The sequence below is a fragment of the Mesorhizobium sp. LjRoot246 genome (assembly GCF_964254115.1).
GTDB lineage: Bacteria > Pseudomonadota > Alphaproteobacteria > Rhizobiales > Rhizobiaceae > Mesorhizobium.
Window position 1 is genome coordinate 3,170,330 of sequence record NZ_CAXUSN020000001.1, and the last position, 19,510, is coordinate 3,189,839.

Annotated in this window: 22 protein-coding genes; 14 read left to right on the forward strand and 8 right to left on the reverse strand. The window is 62.5% G+C overall.

Going from position 1 to position 19,510, the window contains the following annotated elements; all coding sequences use genetic code 11:
- The gene (locus ACSQ3L_RS15355; protein WP_436160719.1) at positions 1-777 is read left to right on the forward strand and encodes a FadR/GntR family transcriptional regulator; all 777 of its coding nucleotides are present in this window, start codon (positions 1-3) and stop codon (positions 775-777) included.
- A gap of 14 nt (positions 778-791) precedes the next feature.
- Here ACSQ3L_RS15355 and ACSQ3L_RS15360 read toward each other — a convergent pair whose 3' ends face one another.
- Positions 792-1,082, reverse strand: coding sequence for a DUF3175 domain-containing protein (locus tag ACSQ3L_RS15360; RefSeq protein WP_436160720.1), 291 nt, complete (start codon positions 1,080-1,082; stop codon positions 792-794).
- A 362-nt stretch (positions 1,083-1,444) separates the two neighbouring features.
- On the opposite strand from ACSQ3L_RS15360, the gene ACSQ3L_RS15365 reads away from it, so the two are divergent.
- From ACSQ3L_RS15365 to ACSQ3L_RS15395, 7 genes are all read left to right on the forward strand, one after another.
- Entirely contained in the window at positions 1,445-2,617 is a 1,173-nt protein-coding gene (locus ACSQ3L_RS15365; RefSeq protein WP_436163452.1) for an MFS transporter, read from the forward strand.
- A 148-nt stretch (positions 2,618-2,765) separates the two neighbouring features.
- Positions 2,766-3,794, forward strand: coding sequence for a LacI family DNA-binding transcriptional regulator (locus tag ACSQ3L_RS15370; RefSeq protein WP_436160721.1), 1,029 nt, complete (start codon positions 2,766-2,768; stop codon positions 3,792-3,794).
- A gap of 297 nt (positions 3,795-4,091) precedes the next feature.
- A complete protein-coding gene (locus tag ACSQ3L_RS15375; RefSeq protein ID WP_292178564.1) occupies positions 4,092-5,219 on the forward strand; it encodes a sugar ABC transporter substrate-binding protein in 1,128 nt (375 codons plus the stop codon).
- Between the two features lie 82 nt (positions 5,220-5,301).
- Positions 5,302-6,849 (forward strand): sugar ABC transporter ATP-binding protein, encoded by a 1,548-nt coding sequence (locus ACSQ3L_RS15380; protein WP_436160722.1) that lies wholly within the window; start codon positions 5,302-5,304, stop codon positions 6,847-6,849.
- Positions 6,846-7,826, forward strand: a complete 981-nt coding sequence (locus tag ACSQ3L_RS15385) for an ABC transporter permease (protein ID WP_436160723.1) — start codon at positions 6,846-6,848, stop codon at positions 7,824-7,826. Before ACSQ3L_RS15380 ends, ACSQ3L_RS15385 begins: the two co-directional genes overlap by 4 nt.
- Entirely contained in the window at positions 7,823-8,809 is a 987-nt protein-coding gene (locus tag ACSQ3L_RS15390) for an ABC transporter permease (RefSeq protein WP_436160724.1), read from the forward strand. Before ACSQ3L_RS15385 ends, ACSQ3L_RS15390 begins: the two co-directional genes overlap by 4 nt.
- A 2-nt stretch (positions 8,810-8,811) precedes the next feature.
- Positions 8,812-9,357 (forward strand): gluconokinase, encoded by a 546-nt coding sequence (locus tag ACSQ3L_RS15395; protein WP_436160725.1) that lies wholly within the window; start codon positions 8,812-8,814, stop codon positions 9,355-9,357.
- 155 nt (positions 9,358-9,512) lie between these two features.
- Here ACSQ3L_RS15395 and ACSQ3L_RS15400 read toward each other — a convergent pair whose 3' ends face one another.
- On the reverse strand, positions 9,513-10,418 hold the full coding sequence (locus tag ACSQ3L_RS15400) for a LysR family transcriptional regulator (RefSeq protein WP_436160726.1): 906 nt from the start codon (positions 10,416-10,418) through the stop codon (positions 9,513-9,515).
- Between the two features lie 119 nt (positions 10,419-10,537).
- Between ACSQ3L_RS15400 and ACSQ3L_RS15405 the strand changes: the two genes are divergently transcribed.
- Positions 10,538-10,960, forward strand: a complete 423-nt coding sequence (locus ACSQ3L_RS15405) for a DoxX family protein (RefSeq protein ID WP_436160727.1) — start codon at positions 10,538-10,540, stop codon at positions 10,958-10,960.
- Positions 10,961-11,003: 43 nt separating this feature from the next.
- The gene (locus tag ACSQ3L_RS15410) at positions 11,004-11,873 is read left to right on the forward strand and encodes an NmrA family NAD(P)-binding protein (RefSeq protein WP_436160728.1); all 870 of its coding nucleotides are present in this window, start codon (positions 11,004-11,006) and stop codon (positions 11,871-11,873) included.
- Positions 11,874-12,002: 129 nt separating this feature from the next.
- Here the strand turns inward: ACSQ3L_RS15410 and ACSQ3L_RS15415 are convergent, their stop codons facing one another.
- Together ACSQ3L_RS15415 and ACSQ3L_RS15420 are read right to left on the reverse strand one after the other, a co-directional pair.
- The gene (locus ACSQ3L_RS15415; RefSeq protein WP_013530871.1) at positions 12,003-12,452 is read right to left on the reverse strand and encodes an RrF2 family transcriptional regulator; all 450 of its coding nucleotides are present in this window, start codon (positions 12,450-12,452) and stop codon (positions 12,003-12,005) included.
- Positions 12,453-12,707: 255 nt separating this feature from the next.
- A complete protein-coding gene (locus tag ACSQ3L_RS15420; protein WP_436160729.1) occupies positions 12,708-13,694 on the reverse strand; it encodes a sulfate ABC transporter substrate-binding protein in 987 nt (328 codons plus the stop codon).
- 249 nt (positions 13,695-13,943) lie between these two features.
- Between ACSQ3L_RS15420 and ACSQ3L_RS15425 the strand changes: the two genes are divergently transcribed.
- The 4 genes from ACSQ3L_RS15425 to ACSQ3L_RS15440 all read left to right on the forward strand — a co-directional run bounded on the left by ACSQ3L_RS15425 (position 13,944) and on the right by ACSQ3L_RS15440 (position 15,524).
- Entirely contained in the window at positions 13,944-14,225 is a 282-nt protein-coding gene (locus tag ACSQ3L_RS15425; RefSeq protein WP_436160730.1) for a DUF1778 domain-containing protein, read from the forward strand.
- Complete coding sequence (locus tag ACSQ3L_RS15430; protein WP_436163453.1) at positions 14,225-14,701, forward strand: GNAT family N-acetyltransferase; 477 nt, start codon at positions 14,225-14,227, stop codon at positions 14,699-14,701. Before ACSQ3L_RS15425 ends, ACSQ3L_RS15430 begins: the two co-directional genes overlap by 1 nt.
- A gap of 151 nt (positions 14,702-14,852) precedes the next feature.
- Entirely contained in the window at positions 14,853-15,125 is a 273-nt protein-coding gene (locus ACSQ3L_RS15435) for an antitoxin (RefSeq protein WP_436160731.1), read from the forward strand.
- Positions 15,126-15,524: a type II toxin-antitoxin system VapC family toxin gene (locus ACSQ3L_RS15440; protein ID WP_436160732.1), complete on the forward strand. Its 399-nt coding sequence runs from the start codon at positions 15,126-15,128 to the stop codon at positions 15,522-15,524.
- A 15-nt stretch (positions 15,525-15,539) separates the two neighbouring features.
- Here the strand turns inward: ACSQ3L_RS15440 and ACSQ3L_RS15445 are convergent, their stop codons facing one another.
- From ACSQ3L_RS15445 to ACSQ3L_RS15460, 4 genes are read right to left on the reverse strand one after another with little or no spacing between them, the layout of a single operon-like run.
- A complete protein-coding gene (locus tag ACSQ3L_RS15445; RefSeq protein ID WP_436160733.1) occupies positions 15,540-16,583 on the reverse strand; it encodes a sulfate/molybdate ABC transporter ATP-binding protein in 1,044 nt (347 codons plus the stop codon).
- 13 nt (positions 16,584-16,596) lie between these two features.
- A complete protein-coding gene (cysW, locus tag ACSQ3L_RS15450) occupies positions 16,597-17,481 on the reverse strand; it encodes a sulfate ABC transporter permease subunit CysW (RefSeq protein ID WP_436160734.1) in 885 nt (294 codons plus the stop codon).
- On the reverse strand, positions 17,474-18,325 hold the full coding sequence (cysT, locus tag ACSQ3L_RS15455) for a sulfate ABC transporter permease subunit CysT (RefSeq protein WP_436160735.1): 852 nt from the start codon (positions 18,323-18,325) through the stop codon (positions 17,474-17,476). Before cysT ends, cysW begins: the two co-directional genes overlap by 8 nt.
- Before the next feature lie 21 nt (positions 18,326-18,346).
- Positions 18,347-19,372, reverse strand: a complete 1,026-nt coding sequence (locus ACSQ3L_RS15460) for a sulfate ABC transporter substrate-binding protein (RefSeq protein ID WP_436160736.1) — start codon at positions 19,370-19,372, stop codon at positions 18,347-18,349.
- Positions 19,373-19,510: the final 138 nt, after the last annotated feature.

Consider the following 19,510-nt stretch of genomic DNA (forward strand, 5'->3'; position numbering starts at 1 on the left):
ATGCGGGACGCGAAGCCGAACAAGGAAAAATCGCCGGGGAAAACGGCCTCCGCCGAGCGCCCGGCTGGCGCTCGCCGACACGACGCGGCGCGCATTCCAGGCTCCAGCGTCCATGCCTCGCTGGCCAGCGAGATTGGTCTCAGGATCGTGCGTGGCGATTATCCGCCCGGCACCATCCTGCCCAATGAAGCGAAATGGTCGGAAACCTTCAGCGTCAGCCGCTCGGCGGTGCGCGAAGCGATCAAGATGCTGATGGCCAAGAGCCTACTTGCCTCACGCCCCAAGATCGGCAGCTGGGTCGAGCCGAAGGAGCGCTGGAACCTGCTCGATCGCGACGTGCTGGCCTGGTACGCGACGTCGCCGGATCGCGAGGTGTTCCTGAAGACCGTGCAGGAATTCCGCCATATCATCGAGCCGGAAGCGACCGCGTTCGCCGCCATGCGCCGCACCGACGAGCAGATGGCCGAGATCAGCCAGGCCTGCCGGGAGATGGGCGCGGCGACCAGCCTGCAGGAGCGTACCCGCGCCGACACGCGCTTTCACCTCGCCATCCTGCGCGCGTCGGGCAATGATCTGCTGGTACCGCTCGGCGTGCTCATCGAATCCGCCTTCGATCATCTCTTTGCCTATACGACGCGGGAAATCGACGATCTCAACCACGCTCAGAAGCTGCACGAGGCGATCGAGAAGAACATCCGCCTGCAGCGCCCGGACGCGGCGCGCAACGCGGTGCGAAAACTGCTCGCCAACACCGACGGCGTCATCCGCGCCCGGTAGCTACCGGCTCGCTTTTAATCATCCTTCTCGCGCCCGAAGGCGGTGCGCAGTTCGTCCTTGGCGTCCTCAAGCACTTTTTTGCGCGCTGCAGGCAGGTTCTTGCCGGCGCGGTTGATGTAGAAGTTCAGCATCGACATGGCTGACTGGAACGGCTCGGCCTTGCGCCGGTGGCTGTGTTCGGCGGATCGTTTCAGCGAGGCGGCGATCTTCCTGGCGTCGTCGGATTCGAAGACGTGGTCCTCGAGGTCCAGTGCATCGCTGTGCTCGCTCACCTCGGCCGACCATTTTTTCTTGGTGGCGGTCATGGCTGGACTCCTTTGCAGGTTTGCTCGTTGGAAACTCCGTATATCGGCATCGGTTCCTGCATTTCGCCCTTAGAGCGGTTCATCGCTTAACGGAAACGTTGAACCGCTCTATCTCCTTGTTTTGACGCAATTCCCAAGGGAAAGCGCTATGCGCTTTTCCCGGGAAAACCGCTTCACACTTTTCCTGGAATTGCTTTTAGGCCTGGAGCCACGGATTTGCCGGCTGTGGCGCTGCTGCGGCCTGAGAATGCGCCGATAGTGGCGCAAACGGCAGCCGATCTCCGAGACCGCCGACAGGAAACGCCTTGACCCGAGCAGACAACATACCGTCGAGCCCCGGCATCGACAGCTCCTATGCCTGGATGCGGCTTGCCATCTCGATGCTGCTGGCGACGATCGGCGCCGTCGGCATGTGGGCTGTCGTCGTGGTGCTGCCCGCCGTGCAAGCCGAATTCGGCGTCGACCGAGCTGCGGCGTCCATGCCTTATACCGCCACCATGGTAGGCTTTGCCGCCGGCAACGTGCTGATCGGCCGCGCCATCGACCGGATGGGCTATTGGGTTCCGGCGCTGGTCTCTTCGATTGCGCTTTCCGCCGGCCTCCTGCTCGCGGCGCTATCGACCTCGATCCTGCAATTCACTCTTGCTCAAGGGGTGCTGATCGGCGTCGGCACGTCGGTGATCTTCGGACCGCTGATCGCCGACATCTCGCACTGGTTCAACCGGCGGCGCGGTGTTGCCGTGACGGCAGCGGCCGCCGGCAACTACCTCGCCGGAGCGTTCTGGCCGACCATCATGCCGACGCTGATGAAGGCAGAAGGCTGGCGCTTCACCTATGCGGCAATTGGCATCTTCTGCCTGGTGACCATGGTGCCGCTGGTGCTGATGCTGCGGCGCGGCGCCCCGGTGGCGGCCGCCGCGGGTTCGCCCGGAAGCCGGCCGGTGCAGCCGATCTCGCTGTCGCCGGCGGCCCTGCAGGTGCTGCTGGTCGTCGCGGGGCTCGGTTGCTGCGTGGCGATGTCGATGCCGCAGGTGCATATCGTCGCCTATTGCATGGACCTCGGCTACGGCGTCGCGCATGGCGCCGACATGCTGTCGATCATGATGGCAGGCGGCGTCGTCAGCCGGCTGGCGTCCGGCTTTCTCGCCGACCGCATCGGCGCTGTGTGGACACTGCTGATCGGCTCGGTGCTGCAGTGCCTGTCGCTGCTGTTTTATATCCCGTTCGACGGGCTAGCGTCGCTCTATGTGGTGTCGTTGGTGTTCGGCCTGTCGCAAGGCGGCATCGTGCCTTGCTACGCCATCATCGTGCGCGACTACATGCCGGCCAAGGAGGCCGGCCAGCGTATCGGAATCGTCATGATGGCGACCATATTCGGCATGGCGATCGGTGGCTGGATGTCGGGCTGGATCTATGATTTGACCGGTTCCTATGCCGCGGCGTTCCTGAACGGCATCGCTTGGAATTTGCTGAACATACTGGCGATCGTGCTGTTGTTCTGGAAGGCACGGCGCCGCACCGCCGTGGCGGCCTGAACGAGGCAGATCGTTTCCGGTTGCTTGACATGGAAGACAGGCTGCGCGACGCCAGAAGGCGAGTGGGTGCGGCAAAGGCCGGTGAGATGGAGACAGCAAGGACGATCGGGTCGCAAGCGCGCCCTGCCGGGTACGGGCGAGCGGGGCCGTGATCAAGCCGCGCTCGCGCCGGGGCGGCGGCCGCCCGACCATATCGGATGTCGCGCGCAAGGCCGGCGTCGGCGCCATCACCGTGTCGCGCGCCTTGCGCGAGCCGGAGCGTGTCTCCGAAGAACTGCGCCACCAGATCCAGGCCGCCGTCGACGAACTCGGCTACGTGCCGGACCCGAATGCGCGGGCTCTGGCCTCGGCGCGGGCCGAGGTGTTCGGCGTTCTGGTGCCGTCGCTCACCAACAACGTCTTTGCCGAGGTGGTGCGCGGTATCTATGACAGCCTGTCGGCCAGCCCGTTCCGCATCCAGCTTGGCAACACCCACTATTCCGGCCTCGAGGAAGAGCGGCTGCTGCAGTTGTTCGGCTCGCAGCGGCCGGCAGCGCTGATCGTCGCCGGCATCGACCAGACGCCAACTTCGCGAAAGCTGCTGGAGAGCGCCGGCTGCCCGGTGGTGCAGGTCATGGAGACCGGTCCCGATCCGGTCGACATGATGGTCGGCTTCTCGCATCTCGACGGCGGCAGGACGGCGACCGAACATCTGATCGAGGCAGGCTACCGCCGTATCGGCTTCATCGGCGCGCGCATGGACCCGCGCTCGCAGCGGCGCCTGGCAGGCTATCGCGCTGCGATGGAGGCCGCCAGCCTGTTCGACCCGCGCCTTGTCACCACCACGCCGGTGCTGTCCAGCGTGTCGCTCGGGCGCGAAATGCTTCGCGACGCGCTAGGCAAGGTGCCGACGCTCGACGGTGTCTTCTGCAACAATGACGACATCGCGCTCGGCGTGTTGTTCGAGTGTCATCGCGCCTCGATCGCGGTGCCGAAGACGATCGGTATCGTCGGTTTCAACGATCTCGACATGATGCAGGTGGCGTTTCCGTCGATCACCAGCATCCGCACCCACCGCTACGAGATCGGCCGGCGCGCCGTCGCCATGGCGCTGGCGGCTATCGCCGGCAACAGGCCGGAGCAACGGATCGTCGATCTCGGTTTCGAGCTTAAGCGCCGCGAGAGCACAGCGCGTTGAAACACACAGAGGCGACTGTGCGAATGCCGGTTTACACGCCAATTTGGTAGCGCTACCATCTTAGGTTAACAGGCGCGTGGGAAACAGGTCACGCCTGTTTATTATACATAAGCGACAACTGATACTTGTTTATTATGGATAATATGATAATTTCGCCCTGCTGACTGCGACAAGGGGAGGGGCCGGGTCGGCCGTCACCGGCGACCAAGAAAGCGTGTGGCTAGGCAGGAGGTGCCGGCCATCGCGAGACTTCGCAAAGCCAAACAACAAACAGAACTGCAATTGGGAGGAATATCGATGATCAAGTCACTTGTTGGTGGCGTCGTTGCCGCCACTGCATTCGTCATGTTGAGCTCATCGGCGATCGCCGCAGGCCCCGAAATCGTCAAGGGTCCAGCGGCTGAACCGGATTGCTTCGCACCCTGGGCCGCGGATACGCAGTTCTTCAAATTCCCCAAGAAGGACGGCCCTTACCGCATTGCGCTCGCCAACGGCTATATCGCCAATACGTGGCGCATCCAGATGGTGCAGACCGCGAAGGCTTATGCAGCCCAGAAGGACGTTGCCGCAAAGCTGAAGGAATTCAAGGTCGTCTCGACCGGAGAGGACGTGCCGGCGCAGATCTCGGCGATCAACAACTTCATTGATTCCGGCTATGACGCCATCGTGGTCAACGCGCAGAACCCGACGGCCTTCGGGCCGGTGATCAAGCGCGCCAAGGAAGCCGGCGTCGTGCTGGTTGCCTTCGACAACATTCTCGACACCAAGGACGCCATCAACGTCAACGTCGATCAGAAAGGCCTTGGCGAGCTGTGGGGCAAATGGTTGGTCACGCATGTGCCGAACGGCGGCAAGGTGCTCGAGGTGCGTGGCGTTGCTGGAACATCGGTCGACACCGACCGGCACAATGGTATCCATGAGGCTCTCGACGCCTCCGGCAAGAAATGGGCGGTCACCGAGGTTGTCGGCAAATGGGATGACGGCGTCGCGCAAAAGGCCTCGGCCGACGCAATCGCCACCAACGGCCCCTTCGACGGCGTGACCGGACAGGGCGGCGACACCGGCATCGTGCAGGCGATGATCGACGCCAAGCATCCGTTCGTGCCGTTCGGCGGCGAGACCGAGAACGGCTTCCGCAAATTCTGCGCTGCCCATGCAGGCGACGGGTTGAAATGTTCGTCGGCCGGTACCGGCCCCGCGCAGGTTGCGGTCGCCATCAAGACGGCGATCTCGGCACTTGAGGGCAACGTCGTCCCGCAATCGGTCAAGCTGCCGCTGGCGATCGTCGAGGATCCGAACTTCAAGGCCGGCGAGGACTTCTTTCCCGATCAGTCCGACAATTTCTTCGTCGGCAATTCCTTCCCGACCTGCGGCATCAATTTCACCGCGCAGGAAATCATGGGTCAGACCAAGGCGGACCAATAGGCAGCACAGCCGGCGCCGCGAGATCTCCCGCGGCGCCGACCACTCTATCCCCTAGTCGTCGTCAAAGTGCCTCGGAGGACCGATGGACGGTGTGGTTCCGCTCTTCCGGATGGAGGGCATATCCAAGCGCTATGGCGGCGTGCGCGCGCTGGAAAACGCCGAGCTTGTCGTGACGGGCGCCAGCATCCACGCCATTCTGGGTGAAAACGGCGCCGGCAAGTCGACGCTGATCAAAGTCATGGCCGGTGTGGTGGCGCCCGACGAGGGCCGCATGACGCTGGACGGACGCGAGGTGACCTTCGCTTCACCGGGTGCGGCCAACAAAGCCGGCATCGTCTGCATCTTCCAGGAACTGTCGCTGGTCCCCGAGCTCAGCGTTGCCGACAACATCGTCATTTCCGATCCTCCCAAACGCTTCGGCATGATCGACCGCAAGGCGCAGCGCCGCATCGCGGAAGAGGCGCTGGCGCGCGCCGGCGCCTCGGACATCCACCCGCTGGCGCTGGTCAAGGACCTGCCGCTGTCGCGCCGGCAGATGGTCGAGATCGCCAAAGCGCTGGCCAGGAAGCCGCGCATCCTCATCCTCGACGAGGCGACTTCGGCGCTGACGGCGACGGATGTCTCGAAGATCTTTGCCGTGCTGAAACGGCTGCGCTCGGAAGGGCTGGCTCTGCTCTATATATCGCACCGCATGAACGAGATCGCCGAGCTGGCCGACCAGTGCACGGTGTTCCGCAACGGCCGCAATGTCGCCAGCTACCCAGCCGGATCGAAGAGCGACAATGAAGTGGTCGAACTGATGATCGGCCGCGAATACAGCCATATCTTTCCGCCAAAGCCGACGGCGGTGCCTGCCACCGCAGCCCCCAGGCTAGAGGCCCGCAAGCTCTCCTGGGCCGACCGGCTGCACGACATCTCGCTGACCGTCAGGGCAGGCGAGGTGGTTGGCCTTGGCGGTCTCGACGGCCAGGGCCAGCGCGAATTGCTGCTCGCCTTCTTCGGCGTGCTGCGCGGCCTCGGCGGCCAGATCCTGATCGATGGCAAGTCGGTCGCTATTACCAGTCCATCCGTTGCGCGCGACGACGGCATCGGCATGGCGCTCATTCCCGAGGATCGCAAGACCGAAGGCCTGATGCTGCCGATGACGGTGCGCGAGAACCTGTCCTTCGCCGCGCTCGACCGGCTGTCGAAAGCCGGCATCATCGACCGCGCCGCCGAACAGCGGCTGATCGACGACATGGTCGGCCTTCTGGCGATCAAGACGGCGGGCCTCGACATTCCGGTCGGCGCGCTTTCGGGCGGCAACCAGCAGAAGGTGGTCATCGCCAAATGGCTGATGCGCCAGCCGCGCATCATCCTGCTCAACGATCCGACGCGCGGCATCGATGTCGGCACCAAGCAGGAACTGTATCAGCTGATGCGCAAGCTCGCCGACGCCGGTGCGGCGATCCTGTTCTACTCGACCGATTATGACGAGCTGATCGGCTGCTGCGACCGTGTGCTGGTGCTCTATGACGGGGCGGTCAAGCGCGAGCTGGTCGGCACCGAGATCACCGAGCGGGCGCTGATATCAAGCGCGCTCAACATCCATGGCGAGGACAGCCCGGTGGGCCTGGGAGCGGACGCATGAAGGATTGGCGCTACTGGCTTGCCGAGCAGCGCGGGACGCTGCTGGCGCTCGGCATCTTCATCGTCATGTTCGTAATCTACACCTCGAACCATCCGGCGGGCTTTACCGCCAATGTCGTGCAGACGGCGTCGAACAAGGGCGTGTTGCTGGCCTTCGTCGCCATGGCGCAGACGCTGGTGGTGATCACCGCCGGCATCGACCTGTCCATCGGCATGATCTTCCTGCTCACCAATTGCCTGGCATCCTGGCTGGTGGTCGGCACGCCGATGCAGACGACGCTCGGTGTCATCGCCGTGCTTACGGTGGGCCTGCTGTGCGGCGCGATCAACGGCGCCATCGTCATCTATGGCCGGCTGCAGCCGATCGTCGCCACCATTGCCACGGGGGCCGTCTACTACGGCATCGGCCTTTTGCTGCGGCCATTCCCGGGCGGTTCGGTCAATGAGGACTTGGCCGACGCGCTGACCGGCCGTGTGTTCGGCGTGGTGCCGGCGAGCCTGGTCGTCCTGTTCGCAATCGTGCTGGCGATCTGGGTGCCGTTCAGCCGCTCGGTCCTCGGCCGCGCGGCTTATGCGGCCGGGTCGTCGGAGACGGCCGCCTACATGTCCGGGGTGCCGATCCGGCGCGGCAAGTTCGCCGCCTACACGCTGGCCGGCCTGCTGGCGGCGATCGGCGGGCTGTTCCTGACCTTTTTCACCTATACGGGCGAGGCGGCCTATGCCAGCGGCAACGCCTACACGCTGTTCTCGATCGCCGCCGTGGTGCTGGGCGGCGTTTCACTGTTCGGCGGCAAGGGCAGCGCCATCGGTGCGATCTTCGGCGCGCTGGCCTTCCGCACCATCGGCGACCTGTTGTTCGTCTTCGATTTCGATCCGCTCTGGCAGCCGCTGTTCCAGGGCGTTATCCTGCTGGTCGCAGTCAGCCTCGGCGCCTTCGCCCTTTTTCGGGTCCGCAACCGGCTGGAGTGGTTCCTGTGAGCGAAACGACGCTTGGCGGTATTGCCGGCCGCATGCCCAGATTTATCCGCCGCGCCGATCCGGCGGTGCTGACCGCCTTTGCCTGCATCGTGCTTTTGCTGTTTCTAGGCAGCCTCTATTCCAGAAGCTTCCTGTCGCCTGAATATCTGCTGCAGCAGCTCAAGGTCGCCTCATTCCTCGGCGTCATCGCCACCGGCATGATGCTGGTCGTCCTGCTCGGCCAGATCGACCTGTCGGTGCCCTGGTCCGTGGCGGCAGGCGCCATGATGGCCTGCGCGGCGGCGGCCTATGGCCCGGTCGGGGTGGCGCTGGCCATTCCGTTCGGCATCCTCTGCGGCATGCTGATCGGCGTCGTCAACGGCATCGGCGTCGCCTATCTGCGCATCCCCTCGATGATCATCACACTGGCCACCAACGCCGTCGCGCAAGGGCTGATGGTGGTCTACACCGGCGGCTTCTCGCCACAGGATTCGGCGACAGGCGCGATGCGCTACCTGGCGACCGGCTTTGCCATTCCGGGCGTGCCCAACGCGGTCATCATCTGGGCGCTGATCGGGGCCGCGATGGTGTTCGTGCTGACCCGCACCAGCTTCGGCCGCACCGTCTACGGCATCGGCAATCGCGAGCGCGCCGCCTATCTCTCCGGCATCGACACACGGCGCGTGGTGATGATCGCCTTCGCCGTCTCCGGCGGGCTCTCGGCGTTTGGCGGCGTGCTTCTCGCCGGCTATGCCTCCAAGGCGGCGCAGTCGATGGGCGATGCCTACCTGCTGCCATCGATCGCCGCGGTGGTGCTTGGCGGCACCTCGATCCTCGGCGGGCGCGGCTCCTATCTCGGAACCGTCGCCGGTGTCATCCTGATCACGCTCTTGCAGTCCATCCTGTCGGTCATGCAGATGCCGGAGGCGGGGCGGCAGATCATCTACGGCGTCGTCATCGTCGCCATGCTGCTGCTCTACGGCCGCGCGCCGGCAAGCCGCTGACAGTGGACGAAAAAGCAGCACAAGCGCCGACGGGCGCTCCCGGTTCGGTGCCGGCCATCGTGGTGATGGGTGTCGCCGGCTGCGGCAAGTCGGCCGTCGGCACGGCGCTGGCGGCAGCGCTCGGCGCCGTCTTCATCGAGGGCGACAGGCTGCACCCGCCGGAAAACGTCGCGAGGATGGCGCGTGGCGAGCCGCTCACCGATCAGCTGCGCGAAGGCTGGCTTGACGCGATTGGCGAGCGCATCGCGGCATCAGTGGGGCAGGGCGAAGGCGTGGTTGCCGCCTGCTCGGCGCTGAAGCGCAGCTATCGCGACCGGCTGGGCCGCTTCTGCCCGGAGATCGTCTTCCTCTATCTGGAGATCGACCCTGCCACGGCCAGGCAGCGCGTCGGCAACCGCAAGGGTCACTTCATGCCGGCGAGCCTGGTCGACAGCCAGTTCGCCATCCTCGAGCCGCCGACGGCGGATGAGCGGGCATTGACGCTGGATGCGACACGTCCGGTCGATGAACTCGTCGCTGCCGCGGTCCGCCTGATACGCCGGTCATGAGCCTTCATCCATTCCGATGCCGGTGCTGTCCTGGGCCTCGGTCAGCCGCTGCCGGCAGCCATCTGCTCGGGGTCGACGCCGGACCGCCGATCGCCGACCGGCAGACATAACTTCAGAATGTTGATTTCGAGGGCCGGACGAAGATATTCGTCTCGCTATTCCATATACGGCGTCAGCACATCTTCGATCCATTTCATGAACGCGCGGACCCGGCGCGACAGATTGCTCCGATGTGCTACGACGAGGGACACGGGGAGCGCCCGGCGACGAAAATCGGGTATGATCTCGACAAGCGCTCCACTCTCCAAGTATCGGCCAATCCCCAAGAGTGGCGCCTGGATCAAGCCAAGGCCGGCGAGGGCCGCGGCTTCGTAGGTCTGCGCGCTGTTGACGTGCAGTGCACCTGGCAACTGAAGCGTCGCGTAGCTGTCGCCGTCCGGATATTCCCATCCATAGGGTCTCGCGCCCAGCATCGTCGAAAAATGAATTGTCCTATGTTCCTGACGCTGGAGATCTTCCAGCGATCGAGGGACGCCATAGCGCGCCAGATAGGCGGGACTGGCAGCGTTGGCCATGCGCAACAGGCCCAACGGACGGGCAATCAGCGTCTCGTCCCGAATGGGTCCAAGCCGCAATACACAATCGAACCCCTCTTGAACCAGATCGACTTGCCGATCCGTACTCGACATCTCCAGCTCCAACTCGGGGTGCGCCGCCATGAAATCCGGCAAGGCCGGCACGATCGTTGTGCGCGCCACTTCGGTCGGAAGGTCGACCCGCAAACGACCGCGAAGTGCCACGCGATCGCCTGCGAACATCGAGTGCAGATCATCGACTTCAGCAAGCAGATCGCGGGCACGGGCATGAAATGCGCGTCCGTCCTCTGTCAACCGCACGCTGCGCGTCGTCCGGTGCAGAAGCCTGACACCCACATCTTCTTCCAGCTTCCGGACCGCCGTTGAGGCTCTCCCCTTTTGAATGCCCAGGCTGTCGGCCGCGCGGGTGAAGCTCCCCATTTCCGCTACCGTTATGAAAATGAGGATGGGTTCGAGATTCTGCATTTTCGTGCCTCGGTATTGTTTCCCAAAAGGAGAACAGTTGGTTCATTTCCTCGGCGTTTATCACACCTAAGAGGCACAGTAAGCTTCGAATATGGGATCTCCCCATCGGAGAATGACAAGTGTCCGAAACTATGAACCTGCATCAGACACCTGAAACTATGACCTTGCATCGCCCCCGGTGGGCCGGCCGGATAATGAGCGCGTTTGTCGTTATCGCTCTGGTGGCAGATGGCACTATTCAGCTTTTCGCGCCGGCACAGATCGCGAGCATGTTGCAGGAAACCGGTTTCGCGATGGACCTGACCCGTGTCGTGGGTCCGATCATACTCGCCTGCGCCATCCTTTACGCCATTCCGGCCACCGCTGTCCTCGGCGCGATCCTGGTGACGGGCTTTTTGGGAGGTGCCATCTGCGCCCATGTCCGCATCGGTGAGTTGGGGTCGCCGCCGGAAATCATTTCCCTGCTTCTGGGCGCGATGACGTGGGGCGGCCTCTATCTGCGCGATCCCCGTGTCCGGGCCATTCTGCCGCTCATCCATTGAACCAACAGGGGCAGCTCTGTCCCTCAATATCAGGAGAAAACACATGTTCTTAGTAATAGGAATCACGGGAAAAGTTGGCGGCGCAACGGCAGAACATCTGCTGGCGCACGGCAAGGAGGTACGCGCGCTCGTCCGCAATCGCGACAAGGCGGCTAACTGGGCGAACCAGGGCGTGGAACTGGTAGACGGCGATTGGAATGATTCGGCGGCCATCGAGCAAGCGCTCAAAGGCGTCGAAGGCGCGTTCGTCATGTTGCCGCCTGTCTGGGCGCCGTCGCCCGATTACAAAGAAGCAAAGGGCGTGATTGCAAACTATGTCGAGGCGCTCACCAAGGCAGCGCCGCCGCGAGTGGTTGCGCTTTCGTCGATGGGTGCGAACAGAACCAGCGGGCACGGGGTGATCGAGGCCTTGTCGCTTCTGGAGCAAGGTTTTCGCGACCTGATATCGCCAACCGCATTTGTCCGCGCAGGTGGATTCTTCGAAAACTTCCTCTACGGCTTGCAGGTCGCGCAGGGCGGAACGCTACCGGTCTACTACAATCCGACAAACCGGAAATCGACCATGGTCGCGACGAATGACATCGGCGCGGAGGTCGCGACCCTTTTGACCGGGCCAGCGTGGTCAGGGCAGCGCATCGTCGAGATTGGTTCGATGGTCACCGCGGATGAAGTCGCGGAACAATTGGGTGAGGTCCTGAATCTCGACGTGAAGGCCTTTGCAATTCCGCGTGCAGGGTGGGCGGAAGCGTTCGAGCAATTCGGCATCCCGAAGGGTCACTCCGGACCTGCCGAAGAAATGTTTGAGGCCGTGAATGCCGGATGGATGGACCTCGGTGTGGCGGGTACGGAGCACGTAGCGGGTACGACGTCCGCACGCGATGTATTCGAGGCTGCGTCTAATGTGAACGGGTAGGCCAAAATAGGCCAAAAATGCATGGGGTTCTCCGTGATTTCGAGCTTCGTAACTCGAAATTTGGAGCCCCCCTCCTTCAATGCAAGAATCTCATATCTGTCTGAGCGCGGTCAGCTCGCAGTCGGTGGTTTAAATCTGCGACGTCAGCTCGACCGGGAAATCATCATTGTCGGCATCGCGCATGGCGGCGAGGCTGCGATTGTCCAGCACTTCGGCGATCGCCTGCCGCACCTCCAGCATCATGTGCCGGACTTGGCAGGTCGCCTCGTCGCAATCCTCACAGCGCTGATACTGCGTGCGGCTGGCACAAGGGATCGGCGCCAGCGGCCCGTCAAGCACGCGCACGACATGGCCGATCTTGATTTCGGAGGCGGGCCGGGCGAGGCGGTAGCCACCTTCCTTGCCCTTGCGGCTCTGGACGAAGCCGGCATTGCGCAACTCGCCCAGGATGGCATCGAGGAATTTCTTCGGAATGTTGTTGGCCACCGCGATATCGTTGACGAAGGCCAATTGGCCGGCCGGCAGGCCGGACAGATGCACGAGGGCCTTGAGGCCGTATTTGCCTTTTTTTGTCAGCATGCCCAGATCAACCCATTGAAGCCCCAACCACTCGCATCTGGCGACTGTTTGTGTGCAAATAATGACGTTTTCGCCACGCAATGATGTTTCGCGAAAACAAGCCGCCGAATCGCACGTTAGGCACAAACGCGTTGATTCTTTGTAACGTTTTGCTGGAATGACGCCGATATTCACTGAAACCGGGGTTGCCGACGCAGAAAACGAAAAAAGCCGGCGAAGCGCCGGCTTTTCGATCACCCCAGGATGCTGCTGCCGTCAACGGCTGCCATAGGTCTGGTCGAGCAGGCCGCCAGCGGCGAAATGCTCCTTCTGCACCTTATCCCAGCCGCCAAAAACGTCTTCCACCGTCAGCAGCCGGATATTGGGGAAGTCGGCCTTGTATTTCGCCGCCACAGTGGCATCGCGAACCCGCAGGCCGTTGCGGGCGGCGATATCCTGGCCCTCCGGTGTGTAGAGGAAGTCGAGATAGGTCTTGGCCAGATCGCGCGTGCCATGCTCGTCGGCAACCTTGTCGACGATCGCGACCGGAAATTCGGCCAGCAGGCTGACCGTAGGCGTGACCTGCTCGAACTTGTCGTCGCCATACTCCTTGCGGATGCCGCGCGTCTCGGACTCAAAGGTGATCAGCACGTCACCGATCTCACGCTGCACGAAAGTGGTGGTCGCGGCGCGGCCGCCGGTGTCGAAGATCGGCACATTGTTGAACAGCTTGGTGATGAACTCCTTCACCTTGGCGTCGTCGCCCTTGAAGGCTTCCTTGGCGTAGGCGGTGGCCGCCAGATAGGTGTAGCGCGCATTGCCTGACGTCTTCGGGTTGGGGAAGATCACCTGCACGTCGTCGCGCACGAGATCGTTCCAGTCCTTGATGTGCTTGGGGTTGCCGGCGCGCACCAGGAACGACGGCAGCGAGTAAAAGGGCGAGGCGTTGTCGGGAAAATCCTTCTGCCAGTCGGCCGAGACGAGGTCCTTCTTGACCAGGAAGTCGATGTCGGTGACCTGGTTGAAGGTGACGACATCGGCGCCAAGACCTTCGGCGATGGCGCGCGCCTGTGCCGAGGTGCCGGCATGCGACTGGTCGACGGTGACGCCTGGATGCTGTGCGATGAAGGCCTTGTTGACCTGGACGAACAGTTCACGACCGACGTCATAGGAGGCGTTGAGCAATTTGTCGGCCGACCAGGCTTGGGAGGATGCGAGGAACAGGCCGGCGACGGTAGCGACGCCCAGGAAAAATCGCTTCATGAAAACAGGCTCCGATGAAATGCGTTTATGGTCGGACCATAGCCGTGGCGAATGGTGTGCGACGAGGCATGGGTCCGAGGATCAGTGCATCGCTCCTAGAAAAATTATTCCCAAAGTAGAGAGTTCGTAGTTTCCTATTTCAAGCACGATTTGGCCTCGGTACACGCCGAACGTTTCAATCCGTTGCCGTCGTGAAACAGATACACATTGTGTATGCAAATGTGCTATGGGAGCGACAAGGAGCCCGCCATGACAAAGACCACAGCTGAGACCCACGCCAAGCCTGTCAATCTGCGCATTCGGGAAGATGTGCGCACGCTGATCGACCGTGCCGCGAAAATACGCGGGAAGACCCGTTCCGACTTTATGATCGATGCCGCATATCGTGCGGCCGAGGACACGCTGCTCGATCAGGCACTGATCAAGGCAGATGCCGAAAGTTACCGGCATTATCTCGACATCCTCGATGCGCCGCCGAACGGTGAAGGTTTTGCACGCCTTATGAACGTGCCCAAGCCATGGCAGGGCTAGTGCTGTCGGCGCCTACGCCTCTCGCCGAAAACCACGATCTCGAACTTTTCCAAAGCGGATCGGAAAACCTCGACCAATGGCTTCGCCTCAGGGCGCGAGCCAACCAGATCAGCGGCGCGTCGCGTACCTATGTGGTGGCGGAAGACGCGCGCGTTGTCGGTTATTACTGCCTCTCTTCGGGCGGGCTTGATCTCGCGGCGGCGCCCGGCGCCATTCGCCGCAATATGCCAGATCCCATTCCGATGGTTGTGCTCGGGCGTCTCGCCGTGGACGCAGGCTGGCAAGGGAAGGGGCTGGGCGCAGCGTTGTTGCAAGATGCCGTTCTGCGGGCAGGTCACGCCGCGACGATCCTCGGCATTCGTGGCATTTTTGTTCATGCCATATCGGATGAAGCGAAAGCCTTTTACGAACACTACGGTTTTGCGGCTTCCCCGAAAAACCCGATGACCTTGGTGCTGTCACTGAAAGCGCGCTGAAAGAGTAGTTGACTTCGCTCTGCCTAGAAGATCAGACCGAAAACGTTCCTTGGTGCGACGGCAGGCGACGTCCTGTTCCGAGTTTTCCCTGACCTTGCATCGTGGTGTCGTTTGGCATATACAAATGGCATATACAACGGAAGGGTTCGTCATGCCCCAGAATCGTCATTCAACAACGCCGCCCAAGGAGGCGAAGCTGTTCCGCAACAATCGCAGCCAGGCGGTGCGCATTCCTGTCGAGTTCGAGCTCCCCGGCGAAAAGGTCCTGATCAGCCGCGAAGGCGACCGCCTTGTCATCGAGCCGGTCCGCAAAGCCGGCCTCACCGCGCTGCTTGCCCAATGGGCGAAAGAGCCGCCACTTGGTCCTGAAGACGCCTTCCCCGAGATCGACGATGCGCCGGTCAAATCCGAGGACATTTTCTGAATGCGGTTCATGCTGGACACGAACATCCTCAGCGACATGATCCGAAACCCGGCTGGCAAAGCCGCCAATGCAATGGCGCGCGAGGGGGATGCAGCCGTGTGCACCAGCATCGTGGTCGCCTCGGAATTGCGATATGGCTGCGCCAGGAAGGGATCGGCAAAGCTGCTCAAGAAGGTCGAGGAACTGCTGGCGGAGATTCCTGTTTTGCCGCTCGATATACCGGTGGATGCCGAGTACGGCGCACTTCGCGCCGAGCTCGAGGCCGTTGGCCGGCCTATTGGCCACAATGACCTTTTTATTGCTGCCCACGCCTGCGTACTGGGTACCACATTGGTAACGGCCAACACGGGGGAGTTCACCCGGATTCGAAACCTTAAGGTCGAGAACTGGCTGGAGTAGCGCCCCTATCGAGGATTAAGTCGCCGCCGGAAACAGCTTCCAGCGCCCCGGGCGGAACGCCACCCGGCTTTTCTGCGCCGCGGGATGATCGACCGGCAACTCGATTTCGACGCGCTGGCGCTCGCCACCGATCTCAAGCTCGACCCGGCGCGTGCCGGCGACGCGGCGGCTGGCGGCGACCGTGCCGGCGATGCAACCGCTGCAGCCGTCCAGCAATTCGACATCGTGCGGGCGGAAGAACAGCGTTGCGTCGCCCGAGGGCTCGTTGGGCGCGGCAATCCCGATCGGACGGTCGGCGAGCCAGATCTCGCCATTCTCGACCTTGACGGGAAGCGAGCTCGATTCACCGATGAAGCCGTAGACGAAGGGCGAGTTCGGCGTGTCGTAGATGTCATCGGCGGTGCCGACCTGCTCGATGCGGCCCTGGCTCATCACCACGACGCGGTCGGCAAGCTCCAGCGCCTCTTCCTGGTCGTGGGTGACGAAGACGGTGGTGTGGCCGGTGGCGTCATGGATTTCGCGCAGCCAGCGGCGCAGTTCCCGGCGCACCTGCGCGTCAAGCGCGCCGAATGGCTCGTCGAGCAGCAGCACTTTGGGTTCGATCGCCATGGCGCGCGCCAGCGCCACGCGCTGCCGCTGGCCGCCGGAGAGCTGTGCCGGATAGCGCTTTTCCAGCCCTGACAACTGGACAAGATCGAGAAGCTCGGAGGCACGGCGCCGGATCTCCTGCGCCGGCGGGCGCGACGGCCCGTGCCGGACCTTCAGGCCGAAGCCGATATTGTCGGCCACCGTCATGTGCCGGAACAGCGCATAGTGCTGGAAGACGAAACCGACATTGCGCTCCTGGATCGACTTGTGCGAGGCGTCCTCGTCGCCGAAGAAGATATTTCCCCGCGTCGGCAGCTCCAGCCCGGCGATCAGCCTGAGCAGCGTCGTCTTGCCGGACCCGGACGGCCCCAGCAGCGCGATCAGTTCGCCCGACTTGATGTCGAGCGATACGTCGTGAAGCGCCGGAAACCGGTCAAACTCCTTGCGCACGTTGGCAACGCGAACTTCCATGCAAATCCCTCTGTCAGTGCCCGCGCGTCGCGGCGATCTCGGCGCCGTAGCGCATCTCGAGAAGTGTTTTCAAGACCAGCGTGACGAGCGCAAGGCCCGCAAGCAATGAAGCGACGGCAAAGGCGCCGACAGCGTTATATTCGTTATAGAGGATTTCGACATGCAGCGGCATGGTGTTGGTCAGGCCGCGTATGTGGCCCGACACCACCGACACCGCGCCGAACTCGCCCATGGCACGCGCATTGCACAGAAGCACGCCATAGAGCAGCCCCCATTTGACGTTGGGCAGGGTCACATACCAGAAGGTCTGCCAGCCATTGGCGCCGAGCGAAAGGGCGGCCTCCTCGTCGCCATTGCCCTGTTCCTGCATCAGCGGGATCAGTTCGCGGGCGACGAAGGGGAAGGTGACGAAGACGGTTGCCAGCACGATGCCCGGCACGGCAAAAAGAATGACGATGCCATGCGCCTTCAGCCAGGTGCCGAGCAGCCCCTGGGCGCCGAACAAAAGCACATAGACGAGACCCGATATGACCGGCGAGACCGAGAAGGGCAGGTCGATCAGCGTGGTCAGGAAGGCCTTGCCCCTGAACTCGAACTTGGCGATCGCCCAGGCGGCGGAGATGCCGAAGACGATGTTGAGCGGCACCGAAATCGCCGCGACAAGCAGGGTCAGCCGGATCGCCGAGCGCGTGTCCGGATTGCCGAGCGCTTCGGCGTAGGCACCGATACCCTTGGCGAAGGCTTCCTTGAAGACGATAATCAGAGGCAAGAGCAGGAAAATGACGAGGAAGGCGAAGGCGACGGCCATCAGCGCCACACGCGCCGGGCGGCTTTCCGTGACTGCCGCCGACTGGCTTTCATGGTGCGGTTCGTAGGATTTGATCTCGGGATCAGCCATAGCGCTTGCGGCTCCAAGACTGTGCAAGATTGACGATCAAAAGCATGATGAACGACAAAGCGAGCATGATCGCCGCAATCGCGGTTGCCGCCGGGTAATTGTATTCCTCAAGGCGGATGACGATCAAAAGCGGTGCGATCTCGGATTTGTAGGGCAAATTGCCGGCAATGAAGATGACCGAGCCGTACTCGCCGACGCCGCGCGCGAAGGCGAGCGCGAAGCCGGTGACGATAGCCGGCGCCAGGCCCGGAAACAGGATGCGGGTGATGATCTGGAAGCGATTGGCGCCAAGCGTGGCGGCGGCTTCCTCCACTTCCTTGTCGATCTCCTCCATGATCGGCTGCACGGTGCGCACGACGAAGGGCAGGCCGATGAAGATCAGCGCGATGACGATGCCGAGCGGCGTATAGGCGACCTTGATGCCGAGCGGCATCAGCAATTTGCCGATCCAGCCGTTCGGCGCGTAGAGCGTGGTCAGCGCGATGCCGGCCACAGCCGTCGGCAAGGCGAAGGGCAGATCGACCATGGCATCGACGATGCGGCGGCCGGGGAAGCGGTAGCGCACCAGCACCCAGGCGACCAGCGTGCCGAAGACGACATTGACGGCAGCCGCGATGAAAGCGGTGCCGAAGCTGATCTTCAGCGCGTTGATAGTACGGCGGTCCGTGGCGATCGCCCAGAATTCAGGCCAGCCAAGGGCGGCCGAGCGCCAGAGCAGCCCGGACAGCGGGATAAGGATGATGAGGGTGAGGTAGGCAAGCGAGAAGCCGAGCGTCAATCCGAAACCCGGAATGACACTCGGCTGCCTGAATCGCCACCCCGCCGGCGCGGGTGCTGTGGTCATATCGTCCTGAATATCGACTGCTTATTGAGGCTTGTATATCTGGTCGAATATACCACCGTCGCCGAAATGATAAGGCTGTGCTTTCTTCCAGCCACCGAACTGTGGATCGTCGATGGTCACAAGCTTGATCGGCGGCAGCTTGGCGAGGTCTTCGGCCGGCACCAGATCGGGCTTGGCCGGACGATAATGGTTCTTGGCGATGATCGTCTGCGCTTCCTTGGAATAGAGCCAGCTCAGATAGGCTTCGGCGACCTTGCGCGTGCCTTTGGCGTCGACATTGGCGTCGACCACCGCCACCGGGGGCTCGGCTAGGATCGAGGTGGGCGGGTAGACGATGTCGAAATTTTCGGCACCGAACTCGTCGAGCGCCAGATAAGCCTCGTTTTCCCAGGCGATCAGCACATCGCCGAGGCCTTTTTGCGCGAAGGTCACGGTCGAGCCGCGTGCGCCGGTGTCGAGCACCGGGGCATTGGCGTAGAGCTTGCCGACGAACTCCTTGGTCTTGGCCTCGTCGCCGCCATCGTTGGCGTTGGCGTAGGCCCAGGCGGCGAGATAGTTCCAGCGCGCGCCCCCGGAGGTCTTCGGATTGGGTGTGATCACCTGGACACCGTCCTTGACGAGGTCGTTCCAATCATGAATGCCCTTGGGATTGCCCTTGCGCACAAGGAAGATGATGGTCGAGGTGTAAGGTGCTGAATTGTTTTCGAATTTGGTGCGCCAGTCGGGATTGATCTTCTTCGCCTTCGAGACGATGGCGTTGATGTCGCCCTCAAGCGCCAGCGTCACCACATCGGCATCGAGGCCGTCGATCACGGCGCGCGCCTGGGCGCCGGATCCGCCATGCGACTGCTGGACCGTGACCGTCTCGCCGGTCTCGGCCTTCCAATGTGCGACGAAGGCTTCGTCATAGGCCTTGTAGAGCTCGCGTGTCGGATCGTAGGACACGTTGAGAATGGTGGTGTCGGCAAACGCGAAACCGAGCGTGCCGAACTGGACAGATGTGGCGACCAGAGCGCCGAGCAGTTTCTTGAAATGAGGTTTGGTCATTTCTGCCTCCGTTGAACCCGTGCCAAATCTACCGAATTGGTAGAAATTAGATGCATTCAATGTTGCCTTTTTTGCGCCTCTGGAGAAAATATTCGACGATCTTTCGCTCAATGGAGAAATATTTTCCTCCTGCATCTC